The organism is Modestobacter sp. SYSU DS0511, assembly GCF_054050755.1.
On sequence record NZ_JBJGZY010000013.1, the window covers coordinates 1 to 20,364 of the forward strand.

The window sequence follows — 20,364 nt, forward strand, 5'->3', positions numbered from 1 at the left end:
CCCCCCCCCCCCCCCCCAACCCCCGACACACCCCACCCCAACCCCCCCCGCCCCCCCCCCCCCCCCCCCCCCCCCCCCCCCCCCCCCCCCCCCCCCCCCCCCCCCCCCCCCGTTCTCCGCCCGCCGACCCGCTCGGCGATGACTTCCGGACGGTTCGGCAGTCCTCCCCGCATGACCGCCGCACCGCACCCCGCCCAGCCCGTCGACGCCGTCTTCGACTCCGTCATCGCCACGGGCGGCGCGTTCCCCACCTACCTGGAGCTCCCCGGCTCGGCCGAGGTGCTCGGCACCCGGCGGGCGGTGGAGGTCGCCGGGACGCTGGACGGCCACCCGTTCGCCGCCACCCTGATGCCCTCGGGGCAGGGACCGCACTGGTTGCCGCTGAGGAAGGCGCTGTGCGCCCGGATCGGCAAGGACGAGGCCGGCGCCCCGGTCCGGGTCCACCTGGAGCAGCGGCTCAGCTGACCGGTCCCGACATCCGGCGCGGGCGGTTGCCGACGCTCGCGGCGGGGAACCGGCCGGTGCATGACGCAACCGGCGCCCACCACCGGGCACGCCCTGGTCGAGGCGGCGCAGGGGCAGGGCTCCGGGGGTGAGTCGACCGGCACCGTCGTGCTGGCCGGCGCGGTCAACCTGGCCATCGCCGCCGCCAAGCTCGTCGGCGGCTTGATCAGCCACTCCTCGGCGATGGTGTCCGAGGCCGCGCACTCCCTCGCCGACACGGTCACCGAGGTGCTGCTGTTCGTGGCGCTGAAGCGGGGCCACCGGGCGCCGGACGCCCGGCACCCGTTCGGCTACGGGCGGGAGACCTACTTCTGGGCGTTCCTCGCCTCGCTGTGCACCTTCGCCGTCGGCGCCGGGTTCTCGGTCTTCCAGGGCGTCCAGACGATCCGGGAGGGCGAGGAGCAGGGCTCCCCGACCATCGCCTACGTCGTGCTCGCGGTCTCCTTCGTGCTGGAGGGCGGCTCGCTGCTCAAGGCGGTCCGCCAGGTCCGCGGCGAGGCTCGCAGCCGGGGGATCAGCTCCCACCGGTACCTGCGCTCCACCACGGACACCACCCTGAAGGCGGTCACCTTCGAGGACGGCGCCGCGCTGGTCGGCCTGGTACTCGCCGCGCTGGGCCTCTTCCTGGAGCAGGTCACCGGCGACCCGCTGTGGGACGGCCTCGCCGCGATCCTCATCGGCGTGCTGCTGGTCCTGGTCGCGTGGTCGCTGGCCCGGGCCAACATCTCGCTGCTCATCGGCCAGGCAGTGCCCGAGGCGATCGAGCGGGAGCTGCGGGCGGAGACCGCCGGGCTGGACCAGGTCGACGACGTCCCGTTCCTGCTCACCTCCGTGATCGGGCCGGGCGAGCTGATCGTGTCGGCCAAGGTCGACTTCGCCGACACCGCCAGCGTCGCTGACGTCGAGCGCGCCTCCGACGAGGCCGAGCGGCGGCTGGTCGCCCGGCACCCCGGCGTCCGCTACGTCTTCCTCGACCCCACCCCCGGCGACGGGCGCGCGCAGGCCGAGTCGCCACCAGGTGAGGCGCCGCCCGCGGAATGACCGGGGCGCCGCGGTGGTTGCGCCGGCCATGCAGGTCGAGGTGTGGTCCGACGTCGTGTGCCCGTGGTGCTACATCGGCAAGCGCAAGCTGGAGACGGCGCTCTCCCGCTTCCCGCACGCCGACCAGGTGGAGGTCGTCTGGCGGTCGTTCCAGCTGGACCCGAGCATCCCCGAGGGGCACACCGAGCCGACCCTCCCGGCGCTGGCCGCCAAGTACGGCAGCAGCGTCGAGGAGATGGCCGGCCAGATGCGCCGGGTGGAGGAGATCGCCGCCGGGGAGGGCCTGGAGTACCACCTGGCCGACGGCGTCAGCGGCAACACGCTGCTGGCCCACCAGCTGATCCACCTGGCCGCCGAGCACGGGCTGCGCAGCGAGATGAAGGAGCGGCTGCTGCACGCCCACTTCACCGAGCAGCGGTCGGTCTTCGATGTCGACGCGCTCGTCCCGCTGGCCGTCGAGGTGGGCCTGGACGAGGCGGAGGTGCGCGCGGCGCTGGCCGACCGCCGGTTCCTGCCCGCGGTGCGCTCGGACATCGAGACGGCGCGCGCACTCGGCGCCACCGGCGTCCCGTTCTTCGTCGTCGACCGCACCTACGGCGCCGCCGGTGCCCAGCCCGCCGAGACGCTGCTGCAGCTGCTCGAGCGCGCCTGGGCGGACACCCACCCGCTCACCACCGTGCCCGCCGCCGAGGGCTGCGAGGACGGCAGCTGCAGCGTGTGACGCTCAGCCGAGCAGGCGGGAGGCGCGCTCCAGCGCCTTTCGCGCATCGGCGGTGAGCCGCCGGACGACGTCGGTCGCCGACTCCTCCGCGGTGACCAGCCCGACGGACTCCCCGGCGTAGACCGGTGCGGCGGAGAGGTCGCCCTCGGCGCGTGCCCGGCGCACCCACTCGGCCGCCCGGGTGTCGCCGCGCAGTTCCGCCTCCCGGGCGTGCCAGGTCTCGGTGAACTCGTTGGCCAGGGCCCGGCCGGGCCAGCGGTCCGGCCAGGCCAGCCCCTGCGCGATGTCGAAGGCGCGGGTGAGCACGGTGTCGTCGCCGCTCGCCGCCCGGATCCGCTCGCGCGCCGCCGGCGCGTTGGCCGCCTCGGTGCAGCTGAGGAACGGGGTGCCGAGCCACGCCCCGGCCGCCCCGGCCACCAGCACGGCGGCCAGCCCGGCGCCGGTGCCCACCCCGCCGGCGGCGAGCACCGGGCGGTCGGTGGCGGCCAGCACCTCCTGCAGCAGCGGCAGGGTGGCCCGGTGCCCGGTGTGGCCGCCGGCCTCGGTGCCCTGGGCCACGATCACGTCGACGCCGGCGGCGTGCGCCCGGTCCAGGTCGTCGAGGGTGTTGACCGCCGTGGCGACGGCGATCCCGGCGTCGTGCAGCGGGCCGACGAACGGCGCCGGGTCGCCGAAGGAGACCGACACCAGCGCCGGCTCGGTGGCCACCGTGGCGGCCAGCAGCTCGGGCCGGTCGGCGAGCACCCAGGCCATCAGCCCGACGCCGAAGGAGACGTCGGCCTCGGTGGGCAGCCGCGCCTGCTCGGTGAGCCACTCCGGCGTCGTCCCCGCACCGACGCCGATCATCCCGAGCCCACCGCCGAGGGAGACCGCCCGGGCCAGTTCGCCCCCGGCGACGCCGGCCATCGGCGCCCCGAACACGGGGGTGTCGAGGTCGAACCAGCGGGTCAGCGGGGTCTTGATCACCGCCCCATCGTCGTCCCCGGAGCTCAGCGGCGCAGCACGTCGGCGGTGAGCGCCGCCAGCCGCTGGCGCAGCCCCTCGGCCTGCTCCTCGACGGCGAGGGCCTGCAGCTCCTCGCTCAGGTGCTGGGCCGACGGCGGCACGTCCCGCACGCGGCCGGCGCACCGCAGGTCGGCGCAGATGTAGGTGCCGATCGTGTTGCCGTTGCGCCCGGCCTCGCCCACCCGCCGGGCGGTGAACAGCGAGATCGCGTCGGCGCTCTGCACGGTGTGGCAGAGCAGGCACATCGCCGAGCGGCGGCTGGACATCCTCGTGTCGGCCGCGCGCAACGCCAGGCCGACGGTGCGGCCCTCGTGCTCGTGCACCAGCCAGCCGCGCAGCTCCGCCTTCGGATCGCGCCAGCCGAGCACGTCGGCCGCGGCCCAGTCGAACTGGTCGATGTCGCGGGGGAGCGTCATCGCCGCGGCCTCGCTGCGGGAGCAGTTGACCAGCGAACGGCGGATCGCGGCCTCGGACAGGGCCTGCACGGGGCGCCTCCTGGGACGGGACGGGGTGAGCCGGCCCAGCAGGCTATGCACCGGCCCGGTGCAGGGGCCAACGAATTCCGCCCGAGGAGCGCGGGAGCCCCGGCTGCCAGGGGCGGCCGGGGCTCCGGGAGGTGCGGGGTGGGACGGTCAGCTGGCCGCCGGGCCGCCCTGGTCGGTGCCGGAGAGCCTGCGCAGGAACTCGTGGCAGCGCGCGGCGCGCTGGGAGTCCTGCTCCATCACCTCGCGGAAGAACGAGGCGACGTCGTCCAGGCCCGCGTTCTCGGCGTCCCGGACGTACTGGCCGTAGTCGTGCCCGGCCTTGAGCGAGTGGTACTGCACGGAGATCAGGTCGTACGTGACGTCGGCGAAGCCGGTCTCACCGGTGGCCATGGGTCCTCCTTCGCGAGTTCACACGGAGCCGTTGCTCGGCCTGTGGCGATTGCGCCCTCGCGTTACCCGACGCCGCGGCGGGTGACACACGAACGGTGCGGACCGGTCCGTCTCAGGTCCGGTCGACGGTCGGCGCCTCGCCCACCGCGCCGGCGAAGCCGCCGGTGACGTCTCCGCCGCCGGCCTCGTCGGCCTCGGTCTGCGCGGAGGCCAGTTCGTCCTCGCCGGTGGTGACGGCGTCGTCCTCGGTCGAGGCGAGGTCCTCGCCCTCGCCGAGCGCACCCGGGTCGGCCTGGGTGGTGCGCGGATCGTTCAACGGGTCCGGGACGTCGGGGTCGGTGACGGTCATGCCCGGGCCGTTCCCGGCCGGCGGCCGTCCGAACCGTCGCCGGGGTGGGTCCCGGCCACGGCCGCAGCGGAGGTTGAGCCGCGTCGTCTGATGCTGAGCCGTGTCACGGCGCGGCTCAGCATCAGGTCGGGCGGCTCAACCCCTCCCGGCTCAGGCCTGGGCGGTCGGCTGCTCCACGCGCACCGGGTCGGGGCCGGTCCACGGGCCCAGTCGCTGCAGCAGCCGCTCGCGGGAGGCCAGCCGGGGGCCGGCCTGCACCGGGTAGGTCCCGTAGGAGCCGGTGAGGGTCCGGGCGGCGTGGACGGCGAAGTTCGGGTCGTCCTGCGCCTCGCGGGCGACCGCCACCAGGTCGGCCTGCCCGCCGGCGACGACGGCGTCGGCCTGGGCGGGGTCGACCAGCAGCCCCACGGCCATCGTGGGGATCCCGGCCCGCTCGCGGATCGCCGCGGCGAACGGCACCTGGTACCCGTAGCCGATCGGGTGCTCCCAGCCCGGGCCGATGCCACCGCCGGAGACGTCGATCGCGTCGACGCCGAGGGCCTTCAGCTCGCGGGCGAAGGCGATGGTGTCGTCCAGCGTCGTCCCCTCGCGGGTGGCGTCGACGGCGGAGACCCGCACCAGCAGCGGGAGCTCGGCCGGCCACACCGCACGGACGGCGGTGACCACCTCGAGCGGGAAGCGCATCCGGTTCTCCAGCGAGCCGCCGTACTCGTCGTCCCGCCGGTTGGTCAACGGGGAGAGGAACTGGTTGAGCAGGTAGCCGTGCGCGGCGTGCACCTCGGCCACCTGGAAGCCGGCGGTCAGCGCCCGGCGGGCGGCGGCGACGAACGCGTCGCGCACCCCGGCCAGCTCCGCGGCGGGCAGGGCGCGCGGCGCCGTCCACCCCTCACCCATCGGCACGGCGCTGGGGGCGACCGGTGTCCAGGGCTCGTCGCCGGGGCGGGCGTTCTCCGCGGTCACCTGACCGTTGCCGTCCCAGGGGCGCAGCGTGTTCGCCTTGCCGCCGGCGTGCGCCAGCTGGATCGCCGGCACGCTGCCGTGCTCGCGCAGGAACGTGGCCACCCGGGCCAGGCCGGGCACCTGCGCGTCGTTCCACAGGCCGACGTCGCCGGGGCTGATCCGGCCGTCGGCGGTGACCCCGGTGGCCTCCACCATGACCAGGCCGAACCCGCCGAGCGCGAACCGGCCGAGGTGCACCAGGTGGTAGTCGCCGACCAGGCCGTCGGAGACGCAGTACTGGCACATCGGTGCGACGGCCAGGCGGTTTCGCAGGGTCACCCCGCGCAGGGTCAGCGGCTCCAGCAGGGCGGGGTTGCTCGGTTCGCTCACGGCCCGCACAACAGGACATCCGTCCCGGTACATCCCGGGGCGAGCTGGGTCACACTTGGAGTAGACGTCTTATACGTACTCAAACCAACGGCTAGTCTCGTGCGATCCGCCCCGGCCCCACCGACGTGGCCGGGACGGCGCTCCCCAGCCGTCCAGCTCCAGCGCCGGTGTCGTCCCGCACCCGGCGTACCGAAGAGGAGACGCCGTGACTTCAGTTGCCACCCCCGGCCTCGACAACGCCCCGACCACGCACTCCCGGCTGCTCGCCTGGGTGCAGGAGATGGCCGAGCTGACGACGCCGGACCAGGTGGTCTGGGTCGACGGCAGCGACGAGGAGTGGGAGCGGCTCACCACCAGGCTCGTCGACGCCGGCACCTTCACCCGGCTGGCGAAGAAGCCCAACTCCTTCCACTGCGCCTCCGACCCCAGCGACGTCGCCCGGGTCGAGGACCGCACCTTCATCTGCTCGGTCGACGAGGCCGACGCCGGGCCCACCAACAACTGGATGGACCCGGGCGAGATGAAGGCGGTGATGACCGAGCTGTACCGCGGCTGCATGCGCGGCCGCACCATGTACGTCATCCCGTTCTGCATGGGCCCGGTCGAGGCCGAGAACCCGATGTTCGGCGTGGAGCTCACCGACTCGGAGTACGTCGTCGTCTCCATGCGCGTGATGGCCCGCATCGGCAGCCGGGTGCTCGAGGCGATGGGCACCGACCGCGACTTCGTGCCGGCCATGCACTCCCTCGGCGCACCCCTGGAGCCCGGCCAGGCCGACGTCCCCTGGCCGTGCAGCCAGACCAAGTACATCGTGCACTTCCCCGAGGAGCGGGCCATCTGGTCCTACGGCTCGGGCTACGGCGGCAACGCGCTGCTGGGCAAGAAGTGCTACTCGCTGCGGATCGCCTCGGTCATGGCCCGCGACGAGGGCTGGCTCGCCGAGCACATGCTGATCCTCAAGCTGACCAGCCCGCAGCAGAAGACCTACTACGTGGCCGCGGCCTTCCCCAGCGCCTGCGGCAAGACCAACCTGGCCATGCTGGAGCCGACCATCCCGGGCTGGAAGGTCGAGACCCTCGGCGACGACATCGCCTGGATGCGCTTCGGCGAGGACGGCCGGCTCTACGCGCTCAACCCCGAGTACGGCCTGTTCGGCGTGGCGCCGGGCACCGGCTGGGACACCAACCCCAACGCGATGCGCACCATCGACCAGGGCAACTCGGTGTTCACCAACGTCGCCCTCACCGACGACGGCGACATCTGGTGGGAGGGGATGACCGACGACGCCCCCGCCCACCTGACCGACTGGAAGGGGCGGGACTGGACGCCGGAGTCCGACGAGCCGTCCAGCCACCCGAACAGCCGGTTCTGCACCCCGATCACCCAGTGCCCGATCCTGGCCCCGGAGTACGAGGACCCGAAGGGCGTGCCGATCTCGGCGATCCTCTTCGGCGGCCGCCGCAAGACCACCATCCCGCTGGTCAGCGAGGCCCGGGACTGGAACCACGGCGTCTTCATGGGGGCCACGCTCTCCTCGGAGACCACCGCCGCGGCCACCGGCGCCGTCGGCGTCGTCCGCCGCGACCCGTTCGCGATGCTGCCGTTCATCGGCTACAACGCCGGCGACTACTTCAAGCACTGGGTCGAGACCGGCAAGCAGCACGACGCCACGAAGCTGCCGCGGGTCTTCTACGTGAACTGGTTCCGCCGGGACGCCGACGGCGGCTTCCTGTGGCCCGGCTTCGGCGAGAACAGCCGGGTGCTCAAGTGGGTCGTCGAGCGCCTGGAGGGCACCGCCGCCGCCGAGGAGACGCCGGTCGGCCACGTGCCCACGCCGGACTCCCTCGACGTCTCCGGCCTGGGCATGACCCGCGAGCAGGTCGAGCAGGCGCTGCGCGTCGACCCCGAGGAGTGGCGCGCCGAGGTGCCGCAGATCACCGAGTGGTTCGAGAAGTTCGGCGACAAGCTGCCCACCACGCTCTGGGACGAGCTGGAGATCCTGAAGAGCCGGCTGGCGTAAGACCCCGGTCCGCGCCGGCAGCGTCGCCGTCGCGGTCCGGCTCCCGGACGGCGTCCCGTTCCCGACAGCGTGGTCGGGGACGGGACCCCGTCGTGCCCGGGGCCGGACGGGTCCGTCGGTTACCGTGGCGGCGGCACGCTCCACCCCCGTCCCGGAGGCAGTTCCGCTCGTGCCCAACCCCTACCTGCACGTGCTGCGGACGCCGCACGCGGTGCCGATGGTGCTGGCTGCCCTCATCGGCCGGCTGCCGCTGTCGATGCTCGGCCTGGGCAGCGTGCTGCTGGTCCAGGACGTGACCGGCTCCTACGGGCTGGGCGGCGCCGTGGCCGCCGTGGGGGCGGTCAGCACCGCCGTCGCCGGTCCGGTGATCGGCCGGCTGGCCGACACCCACGCCCAGCGCCGGGTGCTGCTCACCGTGCTCGCCGCCTTCGTCACCTCCGGCGTGCTCTTCCTCGCCGCGGTGCGCCAGGAGTGGCCGCTGTGGACGGTGTTCCTCTTCGCCGGCGCGGCCGGGGCGAGCATCCCGCCGGTCGCCTCGATGATCCGGGTGCGCTGGACCCACCTGCTGCGCGGCACGCCACGGCTGCCCACCGCGCTGGCCATGGAGTCGGTGGTCGACGAGTTCGTCTTCATCGTCGGCCCGGTGCTGGTCACCTTCCTGTCCACGACCGGGCACACCACCTCCGGCCTGGTCACCGCCTTCACCCTGGCCGCGGTCGGTGGCCTCGCGTTCGCCGCCCAGCGGCGCACCGAGCCGCCGCCGGCCGAGCACGAGCACCGCGGCGGCCCCTCGGCGATCCGCACCCGCGGGCTGCGGGTGCTGTTCGTCGTCGGGGCGGCCGTCGGGGCGGTCCTCGGCACGCTGGAGATCGCCCTGGTCGCCTTCGCCGACGAGGTCGACCAGCGGTCCCTGGCCGGGCTGCTCATCGCCGGGCTGGCCGCCGGGTCGATGGCCTCGGGCATCGGCTGGGGGGCGGTGCACTGGCGCCTGCCGCTGCGGCACCGGCTGGTGGCCGCGCTCCTGGTGCTCAGCGTGCTCACCGTCCCGCTGGTGCTCGTCGACTCCCTCTGGGTGATGCTCCCGTTGGTGGTCCTCGCCGGGATCGCCGTCTCGCCCTCGCTGATCAGCGCCTTCACCCTGGCCGAGGTGCTCGTCCCACGGGCCGCCGTCACCGAGGCGTTCACCTGGATCGGCACGGCCCTCGCCCTCGGCGTGGCCGTGGGCGCCTCCCTGGCGGGCAAGATCGTCGACACCGCGGGCGCCAACGCCAGCGTGCTGGTCGCGACGGTCGCCGCCGTCGTCGCGGCCGTCGTCGTGGCGCTGGGGCAGCGGCTGCTGCACGTGCCCGCCGAGCACGCCGCCGACCCCGCGCTGGCGCGATGACCGCTCCCCGCCCGGCCGCCGGCGGCGGCCGGGTGCTCGGGGTGGCCCCCGAGCGGCTGGGCCGCTGGCTGGACGGCGTCGCCGAGCGGCACGGCGCCTTCGCCGACGTGCGGGTCGAGGACGGCGACGTGGTGGTGACCTGCGCCGACTCGACGTGGCTGCGGGTGGGGGGCCCGCCCGGCTGGACCCCGGGGCCGGCGGTGCTCACCTCGCTGACCGTCGCCGCCCGTCAGCCGCGGCGCACCGCGGTGCTGCTGGTCCGGCGCGGCCGCTGGGCGGTCGGGGTGTTCGACGGCGCCGCACTCGTCGTCTCCAAGGTCGACGCGCGGCAGGTGCAGGGCCGGACGGCGGCCGGTGGGTGGTCACAGCAGCGGTTCGCCCGGCGGCGGGCCAACCAGACCGACGCGGTCGTCGGCGCAGCCGCCGACACCGCCGCCCGGGTGCTGCTGCCGCACGCCGGCGGGCTGCAGGCGCTCGCCCCCGGCGGTGACAAGGGGCTGGTCGCCGAGGTGCTGGACGACCCGCGACTGCGCCCGCTGGCCGCGCTGCCCCGGCTCGGCCACCTGGACGTCGGCGAGCCGACGAAGGCGGTGCTGCTGCAGACCCCCGCCCAGATCCGCGCCGTCCGGGTGCACATCGTCGAGCCGGGCGAGCGACCGGCCGGCTGAGACCGGTCGTGCAGACCCACCGGCTGCGGGGTAGCCCCGGCCGGTGACCGTTCCCCGCCGCGCCGCCGACGGCCGCCTCGACAGCCGCCCCCGCACCGAGCTCTCCGAGGTCCCCTTCCCGCCGGGGCTGACCACGCTGGACCTGGGCACCTCGGCCGAGGCGGTGGTCGCGGTGCCGCCGGGGGAGCCGGTGCCCCGCCCGCTGCTGGTGTTCTGCCACGGCGCGGGCGGCACGGCGGCCGACGCGCTGGCGCTGGTCGGCGACCTGGCCACCGCCCGCGGGGTGGTCGTGGTGGCGCCGTCGTCGGCGGCGTCCACCTGGGACCTGATCGCCGGCGGGCTGGGGCGGGACGTCGCCACCATCGACGCCGCTCTGGCCCAGGTCCTCGCCCGCACCGCGGTCGACCGGGTCGCGATCGGCGGCTTCTCCGACGGCGCCTCGTACGCCCTGTCGCTGGGCATCGCCAACGGCGACCTCGCCGAGGCCGTGCTGGCCTTCTCCCCCGGGTTCGCCGCCCCACCCGGCCGCTTCGGCCGGCCGCGGTTCTGGGTCGCGCACGGCACCGACGACCGGGTGCTGCCGGTGGCGCGCTGCGGCCGGCGCGTCGCGGCCGAGCTCGCCGCCGACGGCTACGAGGTCACCTACGACGAGTTCGCCGGCGGTCACGTGGTCACGCCGGGGCTGGTGTCCGGGGCGCTGGGGTGGTGGCTGGGCGGGGACTGACACGCCCGGCCGAGGTGTCGCGGCCAGGTGGGCCGGGCAGGCACCACGTGGTGCCGAGCCGGGGCGCCGGCTGCCTCGTCCCCTGGAGTCCCCGCGTGCCCCTCTCGCTCCGTCCTCTCGACCAGCAGGTCGTCATCGTCACCGGCGCCTCCAGCGGCATCGGCCTGGTCACCGCCCGGCGCGCTGCGGAGCGGGGTGCGGCGGTGGTGCTCGCCGCCCGCAACGGGTCGGCGCTGGAGGATCTGGCGCAGGAGATCCGGCAGGGTGGCGGCACGGCGCTGCCGGTGGTCACCGACGTCGGGCGGCCCGAGGACGTGGAACGGCTGGCCCGAGCCGCGATCGCCGAGTTCGGCCGGTTCGACACCTGGGTGAACAACGCCGGGGTCTCGATCTTCGGGGAGATCCCGCAGGTGTCGCTGGAGGACATGCACCGGGTGTTCGACACGGTCTTCTGGGGCGTGGTGCACGGCTGCCTGCAGGCGGTCGAGCACTACCGGCAGCGCGGGGAGCCCGGCGCCATCGTCAACGTCGGCAGCCTGTTCGGCGACCGGTCGACGCCGCTGCAGTCGACGTATGCCAGCGCCAAGCACGCGGTGCACGGGTTCACCGACGCGCTGCGGGTGGAGTTGCAGCACGAGCACGATCCCGTCTCGGTGACCCTCGTCCACCCCGGACGGATCGACACCCCGTACAACGAGCACGCCCACGCCCACACCGACGCGCAGCCCGCGCACCGCGGGATGGTGTACCCGCCGGAGGCCGTCGCCGAGGCGATCCTGGGCGCGGCGGTGCACCCGGTCCGCGACGTCTATGTCGGCTCGCAGGCCAAGGTCGTCCAACTCGCGGGGGCGCTGCTCCCACGGACGGTCGACAAGATCATGTCCTGGTACATGTGGCCCAGCCAGCTCGACCCGAACCGCCGGGCCGTACCGCGGGAGCGGAGCGCCCTGTGGCACGCCGGCCACGGCGGCCAGGAGCGGGGCTCGCACGTCGGCTGGCACCGCGGCGGCAGCTGGACGGTGGGCGTCACCGTCCACCCGGCCCGGGCCGGCCTGGCGGGCGCGGCGGTCGCGGCGGGCATCGCCGCGACCGCGCTGCTCCGCCGCCGCTGATCAGGCGCCTGGGCGGTCGGTGTCCAGGGACAGCTCCTCGCGGCGCAGCCGGTCGGTCACGGCCTGCTCGTCCGTCGTCCAGGAGGTGGCCAGCCGCACCCGCTCGAGCGGCTCCCGCTCGACCGAGACCACCGGGCGCTCGCCGTAGAGGGTCACCCACTCGCCGGTCCGGTCGCCGCCGACCTCGGCCGGCGCGTCCGCGGCCGGGCGTTCGCCCGCGCGGAGCGGCAGGTGCTCGATCCGGGCGCGCTGCCGGGTGACGGTGACCGGCACCATCACCTCCTCGGTGACCTCCTCGATCCGCAGGACCGCCCGGGTCCAGGGTTCGACCACGGTGCTGACCCGGAGCTGCTCCTCCGAGCGGGTCATCGCGGAGTCGGCCGAGCCGCCGCCGGAGTGCGCTGCCCCGGTGCCGGCGGCCGCGCCGACGCGGTAGTGCGCCTGCAGCGTGGCCTCCTCCTCGGGGCTGAGGTGGTCCGGTCGGGCGACGCGCGGCGCGGAGCGGACCGCCGTGGCGGCCACGGTCAGGTGCAGCCGCCCACCGGTGAACTCGGCGCCGCTCATCGGGGCGATCACCGGCACCTCCTCGTCGTCGGGTGCGGCGTGCTGCCCCTCGGTGAGGCCGATCCAGGTGGGTCGGCCGGTCACGTCGTCGAGGAAGACCGCGGTCACGGTGCCCAGGGTGGTGCCGTCCCGGTCGTCGACGGTCGCCCCGATCACGGGCGGCGGCGCGGAGTCACTGGTCATGCCCTGGTGGGTGCTCCGGGGTGGGTCCGGCTACACATCTCCGGCGTGCCACGGCGGAAGTGGGTTGAGCCGGCCTCCTCGCGCGCGTACCGTCCTCCGACGGTGTCTCCGACCCCCGCCCTCGCCGAGACCGCCCCCGATCCCGTCCTCGCCGCCGAGCGCGCCCACCTGGACCGCGCGGCCGACTGCCTGACCCAGATGCGCACCGCCGCCGTCGCGGTCACCGATGCCGGCGTGGACGCCTGGGCCTCCGAACGCCTCGGTGCCGCCCGTGCCGAGCGCCTCCGCTCCCTGGCCGCCGACCCCGGTGTCCCGCCGTTCTTCGGCCGGACCGACGGGAGCTCGGAGACGTTCCACATCGGGCGCCGGCACGTGCGCGACGCCGCCGGTGACCCGGTGGTCATCGACTGGCGGGCGCCGATGAGCCGGCCGTTCTACCAGGCCAGCGCCGCCGATCCGCAGGGCGTGGTGCGCCGGCGCCGCTTCGGCTTCGCCGCCGGCGAGCTCACCGGCTACGAGGACGAGCTGCTGGCCGACGGGCCGGACGACGGCGCCGCGGGGGCGATCCTGCGGCAGGAGATCGAGCGCCCGCGCAGCGGCCCGATGCGCGACATCGTGGCCACCATCCAGCCCGACCAGGACGAGATCGTCCGGGCCCCGCTGACCGAGTCGATCTGCGTCCAGGGCGCGCCGGGCACCGGGAAGACCGCCGTCGGGCTGCACCGGGCGGCCTACCTGCTCTACACCCACGGCGAGCAGCTGGCCCGCACCGGCGTGCTGGTGGTCGGGCCGAACCGGGCGTTCCTGCGCTACATCGAGCAGGTGCTCCCCGCGCTGGGGGAGGTGGAGGTCGACCAGGCCACCGTCGCCGACCTGACCGCCCGGGTGACCGTCCGCGCGCACGACGAGCCGGCCGTCGCCGTCCTCAAGGGCGACCCGCGGATGGCCGAGGTGCTCCGGCGGGCGCTCTGGGGCGGGGTCCGGAAGCCGGCCGACTCGGTGCAGGTCACGCTGTCCGGCCGGAAGTACCGCATCGGCGAGGACCGGCTCAAGCGCTTCGTCGACGACCTGCGCCGGGCCGGCACCAGCGGCGCCGACGACCAGCAGCTGGTGCACTACGCGGCCGGCCGGGAGCGGCTGGCGATGGGGCTGGCCGAGTACGCCCGGCGGCTGAAGGAGGCCGGCGGGGGCAGCCCGACCGACGCCGAGACCCGACGGTGCGCCCGCAGCGCCGAGGTGCGCGCCTTCTGCGACGCGGTCTGGCCGGCCGTGGACGCCGCCGGGCTGGTGCACGACCTGTTCACCGACCCCGGGCGGCTGGCCCGTGCGGCCCGCGGCGTGCTCACCGAGGAGGAGCAGGCGCTGCTCCGGTGGCCGAAGGTGCCGCGGTCGGTGCGGAGCGCCCCGTGGACCGCCGCGGACGCCGTGCTGGTCGACGAGGTCGCCGGGATGCTCGAGCGCACCCCCGGCTACGGGCACGTCGTCGTCGACGAGGCGCAGGACCTCTCGCCGATGCAGTGCCGGGTCATCGCCCGGCGGCTGGGTGCGGGCTCGCTGACCGTGCTCGGCGACCTCGCCCAGGCCACCAGCCCCTGGTCGGCGCCGGACTGGGCGCAGACGCTGGCCGGCCTGGGCCGGCCGGAGACGACGATCCGGCCGCTGACCCGCGGTTACCGGGTGCCCGGCGAGGTGCTGGACTTCGCCAACCGGCTGCTGCCGCGGATCGCCCCCGGGCTGCCCGCGGCGACGGCGGCGCGCTCGGAGCCGGGCGCGCTGCGGCTGCGCCCGGTGGGGACGCTCGCCGGGCCGCTGGCCGCGGTGGTCGCCGAGCTGGCCGCGGCCGAGGGGTCGACCGGCGTGGTCTGCGCCGACGCCGACGTCGCGGCGGTGGTCGGGATGCTGGTCGCCGCCGGCCTGGAGGTGGCGGCGCTGGCCGACGACGGCAGCGCGCCCACCCGGCTGTCGGTGGTGCCGGCGACGCTGGTGAAGGGGCTGGAGTTCGACCACGTCGTGGTGGTGGAGCCGGCGGCGATCGTGGCCGCCGAGCCGCGCGGGCTGCACCGGCTCTACGTCGTCCTCACCCGGGCGGTGAGCAGCATGGTCGTCCTCCACCGCGGTGACCTCCCCGAGCTGCTGGCCGGCTGAGCGGGCGTCCCTAGGCTGCGGGGCATGTCCTCCCTGCGCCGAGCCCTGCGCGTGCCCCCCGCCCCGGTCCGGCTGAGCGAGCTCGACCCCCGGTCGACGCCGCGCGTGCCGGGCGACAAGGAGCGGACCAAGGACGTCACGCGGGTCGACGCGGAGCGGCTGGCCGAGCTGCAGCAGCGGCTCTACGCGGAGGGCACCGGCGGCAGCCGGCGGCGGGTGCTGCTGGTGCTGCAGGGCATGGACACCAGCGGCAAGGGCGGCGTCGTCAAGCACGTCGTCGGCGCGATGGAGCCGCACGGCGTGCACGTGGTCTCCTTCGGCAGGCCGACGCCGGAGGAGCTGCGGCACTCCTTCCTCTGGCGGGTGCGCCGCGCGCTCCCCGGGCCGGGCAAGGTCGGCGTCTTCGACCGCTCCCACTACGAGGACGTGCTGATCGGCCGGGTCCGGCAGCTGGCCGCACCGGAAGTCATCGAGCGGCGGTACCGGGAGATCGCCCGGTTCGAGCGGCAGCTGGCCGCCGACGACGTCACGATCGTCAAGGTCTTCCTACACCTGTCCCCGTGGGAGCAGAAGCAGCGGCTGCTCGCCCGGCTCGACGACTCGACCACGCGCTGGAAGTTCGACCCCTCCGACGTCGACGAGCGGGCGCTGTGGTCGGAGTACCAGGAGGCCCACGCCACCGCGATGGAGCGCACCGACACCGACACCGCGCCCTGGTACGTCGTGCCGGCCGACCGCAAGTGGTACCGGAACTGGGCCGTCGGGCGGCTGCTGCTGGAGACCCTCACCGAGCTGCAGCCGCGGCTGCCGGAACCGGCCTGGGACGTCGACGAGCAGCGCGACCGGCTCGTCGAGGAGCAGCCGCTCAGCGGCTGACCGCTCGTCGGTCGAGGCGCTCGTCCAGCGCCTGGGTGCACAGCCAGCCGGCGATGAGCACCAGATGCAGCAGGAACAGCCAGAAGCCGACGGCGATCACGCCGCCGACCACGGTCAGCCCGCCGAAGGGGGCGCCGAGGTCCAGCGGCAGCGACAGGAAGAGCACGAACCCCTGCAGGAACCCCGACAGGCAGGCCGCGGTGAACAGCGCACCGGCGCCCACCGCGGCCCACCGCAGCCGGCCCGCGGCCACCGCCCCGAAGACCCAGGCCAGCGGCACGGTGAGCACGGCCAGCACCGAGTAGTAGCCGACCGCGAACGCCGCCAGGCGGTTGCTGACGCCGGGCTCGGCGGACAGCTCGGCGAGCGCCTGGCCGGCCCGCAGCAGCGGCCAGGTCAGCAGCGGGGCGACCAGCAGCAGCGGCAGCGCCAGCAGCCGGCCGCGCCAGGCGGTGAACCGGTCGTGCGCCGGGCTGAACCGCAGCAGCGCCCGGCGCAGGCCCTCCCCGTAGAGCGAGATGGGCAGCAGGGTGAGCAGGCCACCGATCACCGACAGCCCGGTGCCGGCCTCGGCCAGCCGGGCCAGGGCGGTGGGGGCGCCGAGCTCGACCGGCAGCACCTCGGCCAGCCGGTCGGTCAGCCGCTGCACGGTCCGTGGGCTGGTCACCCAGCTGGTCAGGCCGAGGGAGAGCACCAGGCCCGGGACGACGGCGATGCCCGCGTAGAAGGTGAGGCCGGCGGCGATGAGGGAGGTGTCGCGCCCCCGCAGCCGGCGGCGCACCGACGCCGCGAGGCCCTGTGCCTCGTCCGCCACCCGCACCGCGTCATGTGACCACGGCGCGGGGCACCGCCGCCCGCCGGGTGCGGCTCAGTCGGCGAGACCGCCCACCAGCAGCATGTAGCCGAAGATCACCACGAGGATCAGCACGACGACGCCGGCCAGGATGGCCCGGCTCCGGTTCTGTGCCTTCTTCGGCGGCTGACCCTGGTCGTCCGGGCGGTTCGTCGGGGTGCTCATGGCGTCTCCAGTCGTCGTCGGGACCGGCCGGTCCCGGGCTCTGCTGCCTTCCTTCCCCGGCAGCGGCTGCTCACGCACGGATCCGGGACGGTCACCGCCCGAGCAGGTGCTGGGCCGCGGCGAAGCCGCCCAGCCCGCTGACCGCACCGCCGCGCACGGTGCCCCCGGACGACGCCGCGACCACCCGCGGGTGCGCCGTCGCCACGCCCCAGGTGCCGGCCTGCTCCGGGTCGGTGGCCACCGGCCAGGAGAGGTCGCCGTGGAAGATGTGCCCGCCCGGCATCGCCAGCGCGGCCTCGACGTCCAGGGGTGAGGCCGCCTGCAGGCACGGCCGGCCCTCGGCGTCGGTGGCCAGGCAGTCGGCCAGCGGTTCGGTGAGGTGGTCGTCGAGCTGCGCGACCACCCGGCGCACCGCCTCCTCGCGGGTGCCCACCGGGTCGGTCGCGTAGAGCTCGGCCGGGGTGTGCAGCCCGAAGAGGGTCAGCGTGTGCAGCCCGGTCGCCCCGGTGATCGACGGGTCGGTCAGCGAGTGGCAGTACACCTCGAACGGGACGACGTCGGGCAGCCGCCCGGCGGCGGCCTGGGCGTAGGCGGCGTCGATGGCCGACGCGGACTCGTCGACGTGCACGGTCCCGCTGAACACCCGGTGCGGGTCGTCCCCGGAGCGCAGCCCGGGCAGCCGCCGCAGCACCATGTTGACCTTGAGCTGCGAGCCCGAGGGCCGTGGCGTGGCCGGCGCGCCGAGCAGCTCGTCGAGCACGGCCGGCGCGGCGCCGCCCACCACGTGCCCGGCGTCGGCCGCGTGCGCCGTCCCCTCGTCGTCGGTCCAGTGCACCGTGACCCCGTCGGCGCGGGCCTCGATCGCGGTGGCGGTGGCCCGGGTGACCAGCCGGGCGCCCGCCGCGCGGGCGGCGGTGGCGATCGCGCCGCTGACCGCGCCCATGCCGCCCACCGGCACCCGCCAGCGGCCGGTGCCGTTGCCGACCAGGTGGTAGAGGAAGCAGCGCCCGGCCAGCCCGTCGGCCGCGTGCACGTCGGCGAAGGTGCCGATCAGGCCGTCGGTGAGGACGATGCCGCGCACGTCGTCGTCGGACAGGTGGTCGGCGACGACGTCGGCCAGCGGACGCTCGCGCAGGTCGCGCCAGATGCCCGGGTCGCGCAGCCGGCCGGCGAGCTCCGCCTCGCTGGGCAGCGGCTCGGTGAACGTGGGCGCCAGGTCCTCGGCCAGGGTGGCCAGCCGGCCGTAGAACCGCTGCCAGCCGGCCAGCTCGGCGTCCCCGCCGGTGAGCGCGCGGAAGGACGCCGCCGTCGCCGGCCCCTCGTCCCGCTCGACCAGCAGGCTCCGGTGCCGGCCGTGGCGGCGCAGCGGCGTCCAGGACGCGACCGCGCGGTCCCGCAGGTCCAGCGGCAGGCCCAGGTCGGTGACGATCCGGTCGGGCAGCAGGCTGACCAGGTAGGAGTACGCCGAGAGCCGGACGTCGACGCCGGGGAACACGTGCTGGCTGATGGCGGCGCCGCCGAGCACGTCCCGCTGCTCGAGCACGAGCACCGACCACCCGGCGCGCGCCAGGTAGGCGGCGGCGACCAGCCCGTTGTGCCCACCCCCGACGACGACCGCGTCGTAGCGGGCCGCGGTGCTCACGCCAGCTCCCGGGCGAGGAAGACCGCGTGCGGGTCGTCGGCGCCGACGTAGTGCCCGAACGCCTCGACCGGCCGGTAGCCCGTCGACCGGTACAGCGCGATCGCCTCCGGCTGCCGGACGCCGGTCTCCAGCCGCACCGTCGTCCACCCGCGGGTCACCGCCTCGGTCTCCAGCCCGGCGAGCAGCAGCCTGGACACCCCTCGCCCACGGGCGCCGGGGACGACGTACATCCGCTTGATCTCCGCCTCGTCCGGCCCCAGCGGGCGCAGCGCGCCGCAGCCGATCGGGGTGCCGTCGTCGTCGCGGGCGAGCAGCACCACCGCGACGTCGGCGGCGGACGGGGGCACCCCGGGTTCGCCGGCGCCGTCGTAGCGGGCGCGCAGCTCGACCTGCTGGGCGGCGGTCAGCGCGACGACGTCCGGGTCGTCCCAGGGGGCGGTGGCGAGGGTCGGCACCCGGTCATCCTGGCGCGCCGTGCTCCGGCTCCCTCTACCAGGTCCCCGGGCCAGGGCCGGCGACCGCCACGCCGGGGGAGTACCCAGCCCCTGATGCGGTGGCGGCGCGGGGTGTGGAGCCGCTGGCGGAGCGTGACGGGAAGGGGTCGGCAAGGTGCTGAGGGGCGCGGTTCGAGACCGGCGACCGCGCCGTCCGGTGCGGGATGCAGGCGCCCAGTTCAGGTCGCGTGTCGGCGTCCCGGGCGCGGGTGAGGTGGGGGGCCGTGGGCGGCGGTGACCCACAGGCCCGGCGCGCCAGTCACGCTCGGTGAGCGTGTCGCAGCACACCCACGGAGTTTCTCAACAAAATCGCAAAGGACCTTTGTCACGAGCCCATAACGCCCTTACGGTGGGCGACGGTCCGGACGGGCACCTCAGCCACCTCTCGGTGGCGACCGACCAGACCGCCGCCGAACTCCGCGGCCCGTGCACTCCGGCGGGCCAGGGGACCGGGGACCCACCGCAGCACTGGGGTGAAGCACTGAGCGGCCCGATCGGACCGCACGTGCCGGGTGTCTTCCCATCCGAACCCGTCAGCTAACTCGGTAGGCGGCACGTTGGAAGAAAGGACCACCCGCCGAACATGGCGAGTTCGCTCAACCCTGCCCGCCGCGGGTCCACTTCCCGCCGGGCCGTCGTCACCTTCTTCGCCGCCGGGGCGCTCGTCGCCACCACCCTGCTGGCTCCCGCGCCCGCCGCGGCCGAGCCCACCACCTCCGCCGAGGCGGCCACGCTGGTCGCCGAGCGCGCGCACGACCTCGAGGTCGTCACCGAGCAGTTCAACCACGCCCGCGTCGAGCTCGAGGCCACGCAGGCCGAGGTCGACGCCGCCGCCGCCCAGGTCGAGGCCGCCGAGGCCGCCCTGGCCGGCGCCCGTGACCGGGTCCGGGAGGTCGCCCGCAGCGCCTACACCGGCGACCAGCTGAGCACCCTGCAGGCGATGCTCACCAGCGAGTCCGCCGACGAGCTGATGGACCGCGTCGGCACGCTGGGCTCCATCGCCGACCACAACAACGGGATCCTGGGCGAGGCCGTCGCGGCCGACGAGCAGGCCACCGAGGCCCAGGCCGCGGCCGAGGCCGCCGCCACCGAGGCACAGGCCCAGCTGGACCGGGTCGAGCAGCAGCGCACCGACCTGAACAAGCAGATCGCCGAGTACCAGGCGATGTACGAGCGGCTCTCCGCCGCGGAGCAGGCCGCCTCCCGGGCCGAGGCCGAGCGGCGGCACGCCGCTGAGGCCGCCGCGGCCGAGCAGGCATCGGGCTCCGGCTCCGGGTCGGGTGGGGGCGGCAACGCCGCCCGCGCCGCAGCCCCGGCCGCCCAGGCCCCGTCCGCCCCGGTCGTCGCCTCCAGCGGTGCCGCGGCGACCGCGGTCAGCACCGCCATGGCCCAGCAGGGCAAGCCCTACGTCTGGGCCGCCGCCGGCCCGGGGTCGTTCGACTGCTCCGGTCTGGTGCAGTACGCCTACGCCGCCGCCGGCATCTCCCTGCCGCACTCCAGCCGGGCCCAGGCGAGCATGGGTCGTGCGGTCTCCCGCGGAGAGCTGCAGCCGGGCGACCTCATCGCCTTCCGCAGCCCGGTCAGCCACATCGGCATCTACATCGGCAACGGCCAGATGGTGCACGCGCCGACCTCCGGCGACGTCGTCAAGGTCGCCAGCATCGACGCGGTCAGCCCGATCACCGCGATGCGCCGCATCGCCGGCTGACG

General features: G+C 75.5%; 21 protein-coding genes and 1 riboswitch. Of the genes, 11 read left to right on the plus strand and 10 right to left on the minus strand.

Going from position 1 to position 20,364, the window contains the following annotated elements; translation table 11 throughout:
• Window positions 1–171 precede the first annotated feature (171 nt).
• The 3 genes from ACI783_RS08425 to ACI783_RS08435 are packed head-to-tail and all read left to right on the plus strand — an operon-like array spanning window position 172 to window position 2,266.
• The gene (locus ACI783_RS08425) at window positions 172–465 is read left to right on the plus strand and encodes a DUF1905 domain-containing protein (RefSeq protein ID WP_457140021.1); all 294 of its coding nucleotides are present in this window, start codon (window positions 172–174) and stop codon (window positions 463–465) included.
• A 60-nt stretch (window positions 466–525) separates the two neighbouring features.
• The gene (locus ACI783_RS08430; protein WP_457140022.1) at window positions 526–1,545 is read left to right on the plus strand and encodes a cation diffusion facilitator family transporter; all 1,020 of its coding nucleotides are present in this window, start codon (window positions 526–528) and stop codon (window positions 1,543–1,545) included.
• 28 nt (window positions 1,546–1,573) lie between these two features.
• Complete coding sequence (locus tag ACI783_RS08435; protein WP_457140023.1) at window positions 1,574–2,266, plus strand: DsbA family oxidoreductase; 693 nt, start codon at window positions 1,574–1,576, stop codon at window positions 2,264–2,266.
• 3 nt (window positions 2,267–2,269) lie between these two features.
• Here ACI783_RS08435 and ACI783_RS08440 read toward each other — a convergent pair whose 3' ends face one another.
• The 5 genes from ACI783_RS08440 to ACI783_RS08460 form a co-directional block, all read right to left on the minus strand.
• Window positions 2,270–3,232, minus strand: coding sequence for an NAD(P)H-dependent flavin oxidoreductase (locus ACI783_RS08440; RefSeq protein WP_457140024.1), 963 nt, complete (start codon window positions 3,230–3,232; stop codon window positions 2,270–2,272).
• Window positions 3,233–3,255: 23 nt separating this feature from the next.
• A complete protein-coding gene (locus ACI783_RS08445) occupies window positions 3,256–3,756 on the minus strand; it encodes an FBP domain-containing protein (protein ID WP_457140025.1) in 501 nt (166 codons plus the stop codon).
• Between the two features lie 147 nt (window positions 3,757–3,903).
• A complete protein-coding gene (locus ACI783_RS08450; protein WP_457140026.1) occupies window positions 3,904–4,146 on the minus strand; it encodes an acyl carrier protein in 243 nt (80 codons plus the stop codon).
• Window positions 4,147–4,258: 112 nt separating this feature from the next.
• Window positions 4,259–4,495 (minus strand): hypothetical protein, encoded by a 237-nt coding sequence (locus ACI783_RS08455; RefSeq protein ID WP_457140027.1) that lies wholly within the window; start codon window positions 4,493–4,495, stop codon window positions 4,259–4,261.
• A gap of 150 nt (window positions 4,496–4,645) precedes the next feature.
• Window positions 4,646–5,824 carry an NADH:flavin oxidoreductase/NADH oxidase gene (locus tag ACI783_RS08460; RefSeq protein ID WP_457140028.1) on the minus strand — a complete coding sequence of 393 codons (1,179 nt, stop codon included), beginning with the start codon at window positions 5,822–5,824 and terminating at the stop codon, window positions 4,646–4,648.
• 205 nt (window positions 5,825–6,029) lie between these two features.
• Here ACI783_RS08460 and ACI783_RS08465 point away from each other — a divergent pair, with 205 nt between their 5' ends.
• From ACI783_RS08465 to ACI783_RS08485, 5 genes are all read left to right on the plus strand, one after another.
• The gene (locus ACI783_RS08465; protein ID WP_457140029.1) at window positions 6,030–7,844 is read left to right on the plus strand and encodes a phosphoenolpyruvate carboxykinase (GTP); all 1,815 of its coding nucleotides are present in this window, start codon (window positions 6,030–6,032) and stop codon (window positions 7,842–7,844) included.
• Between the two features lie 169 nt (window positions 7,845–8,013).
• Window positions 8,014–9,228, plus strand: coding sequence for an MFS transporter (locus tag ACI783_RS08470; protein WP_457140030.1), 1,215 nt, complete (start codon window positions 8,014–8,016; stop codon window positions 9,226–9,228).
• A complete protein-coding gene (locus ACI783_RS08475) occupies window positions 9,225–9,896 on the plus strand; it encodes an acVLRF1 family peptidyl-tRNA hydrolase (protein WP_457140031.1) in 672 nt (223 codons plus the stop codon). Before ACI783_RS08470 ends, ACI783_RS08475 begins: the two co-directional genes overlap by 4 nt.
• 43 nt (window positions 9,897–9,939) lie before the next feature.
• Window positions 9,940–10,620 carry an alpha/beta hydrolase gene (locus ACI783_RS08480; protein WP_457140032.1) on the plus strand — a complete coding sequence of 227 codons (681 nt, stop codon included), beginning with the start codon at window positions 9,940–9,942 and terminating at the stop codon, window positions 10,618–10,620.
• Between the two features lie 95 nt (window positions 10,621–10,715).
• Window positions 10,716–11,732, plus strand: a complete 1,017-nt coding sequence (locus ACI783_RS08485) for an SDR family oxidoreductase (RefSeq protein WP_457140033.1) — start codon at window positions 10,716–10,718, stop codon at window positions 11,730–11,732.
• Here the strand turns inward: ACI783_RS08485 and ACI783_RS08490 are convergent, their stop codons facing one another.
• On the minus strand, window positions 11,733–12,479 hold the full coding sequence (locus ACI783_RS08490; RefSeq protein WP_457140034.1) for a PRC and DUF2382 domain-containing protein: 747 nt from the start codon (window positions 12,477–12,479) through the stop codon (window positions 11,733–11,735).
• A 102-nt stretch (window positions 12,480–12,581) separates the two neighbouring features.
• Between ACI783_RS08490 and ACI783_RS08495 the strand changes: the two genes are divergently transcribed.
• Both ACI783_RS08495 and ACI783_RS08500 read left to right on the plus strand, forming a co-directional pair.
• Window positions 12,582–14,624 carry a HelD family protein gene (locus tag ACI783_RS08495; RefSeq protein WP_457140035.1) on the plus strand — a complete coding sequence of 681 codons (2,043 nt, stop codon included), beginning with the start codon at window positions 12,582–12,584 and terminating at the stop codon, window positions 14,622–14,624.
• A 24-nt stretch (window positions 14,625–14,648) separates the two neighbouring features.
• Window positions 14,649–15,500, plus strand: coding sequence for a PPK2 family polyphosphate kinase (locus tag ACI783_RS08500; protein ID WP_457140036.1), 852 nt, complete (start codon window positions 14,649–14,651; stop codon window positions 15,498–15,500).
• Here ACI783_RS08500 and ACI783_RS08505 read toward each other — a convergent pair.
• The 4 genes from ACI783_RS08505 to ACI783_RS08520 all read right to left on the minus strand — a co-directional run bounded on the left by ACI783_RS08505 (window position 15,490) and on the right by ACI783_RS08520 (window position 18,615).
• Window positions 15,490–16,320, minus strand: coding sequence for a YihY/virulence factor BrkB family protein (locus ACI783_RS08505; protein WP_457140037.1), 831 nt, complete (start codon window positions 16,318–16,320; stop codon window positions 15,490–15,492). The two genes, ACI783_RS08500 and ACI783_RS08505, sit on opposite strands and share 11 nt — an antisense overlap.
• Window positions 16,321–16,368: 48 nt before the next feature.
• On the minus strand, window positions 16,369–16,518 hold the full coding sequence (locus ACI783_RS08510) for a hypothetical protein (RefSeq protein ID WP_457140038.1): 150 nt from the start codon (window positions 16,516–16,518) through the stop codon (window positions 16,369–16,371).
• Between the two features lie 91 nt (window positions 16,519–16,609).
• Complete coding sequence (locus tag ACI783_RS08515) at window positions 16,610–18,160, minus strand: phytoene desaturase family protein (protein WP_457140039.1); 1,551 nt, start codon at window positions 18,158–18,160, stop codon at window positions 16,610–16,612.
• Complete coding sequence (locus tag ACI783_RS08520) at window positions 18,157–18,615, minus strand: GNAT family N-acetyltransferase (protein ID WP_457140040.1); 459 nt, start codon at window positions 18,613–18,615, stop codon at window positions 18,157–18,159. Before ACI783_RS08520 ends, ACI783_RS08515 begins: the two co-directional genes overlap by 4 nt.
• Window positions 18,616–19,052: 437 nt before the next feature.
• A riboswitch (cyclic di-AMP (ydaO/yuaA leader) is annotated at window positions 19,053–19,222 on the plus strand.
• A 15-nt stretch (window positions 19,223–19,237) separates the two neighbouring features.
• Here ACI783_RS08520 and ACI783_RS08525 point away from each other — a divergent pair.
• Window positions 19,238–20,362: an NlpC/P60 family protein gene (locus ACI783_RS08525; protein ID WP_457140041.1), complete on the plus strand. Its 1,125-nt coding sequence runs from the start codon at window positions 19,238–19,240 to the stop codon at window positions 20,360–20,362.
• Window positions 20,363–20,364 lie beyond the last annotated feature (2 nt).

What these genes read in the sequence shown, in the direction of transcription:
- ACI783_RS08430 (WP_457140022.1), top strand. Translation starts at nt 526, where the DNA reads ATGACGCAACCGGCGCCCACCACCGGGCACGCCCTGGTCGAGGCGGCG.
- ACI783_RS08455 (WP_457140027.1), bottom strand. Translation starts at nt 4,495, where the DNA reads ATGACCGTCACCGACCCCGACGTCCCGGACCCGTTGAACGATCCGCGC.
- ACI783_RS08510 (WP_457140038.1), bottom strand. Translation starts at nt 16,518, where the DNA reads ATGAGCACCCCGACGAACCGCCCGGACGACCAGGGTCAGCCGCCGAAG.
- ACI783_RS08525 (WP_457140041.1), top strand. Translation starts at nt 19,238, where the DNA reads ATGGCGAGTTCGCTCAACCCTGCCCGCCGCGGGTCCACTTCCCGCCGG.
- ACI783_RS08500 (WP_457140036.1), top strand. Translation starts at nt 14,649, where the DNA reads ATGTCCTCCCTGCGCCGAGCCCTGCGCGTGCCCCCCGCCCCGGTCCGG.
- ACI783_RS08450 (WP_457140026.1), bottom strand. Translation starts at nt 4,146, where the DNA reads ATGGCCACCGGTGAGACCGGCTTCGCCGACGTCACGTACGACCTGATC.
- ACI783_RS08425 (WP_457140021.1), top strand. Translation starts at nt 172, where the DNA reads ATGACCGCCGCACCGCACCCCGCCCAGCCCGTCGACGCCGTCTTCGAC.
- ACI783_RS08435 (WP_457140023.1), top strand. Translation starts at nt 1,574, where the DNA reads ATGCAGGTCGAGGTGTGGTCCGACGTCGTGTGCCCGTGGTGCTACATC.
- ACI783_RS08490 (WP_457140034.1), bottom strand. Translation starts at nt 12,479, where the DNA reads ATGACCAGTGACTCCGCGCCGCCGCCCGTGATCGGGGCGACCGTCGAC.
- ACI783_RS08475 (WP_457140031.1), top strand. Translation starts at nt 9,225, where the DNA reads ATGACCGCTCCCCGCCCGGCCGCCGGCGGCGGCCGGGTGCTCGGGGTG.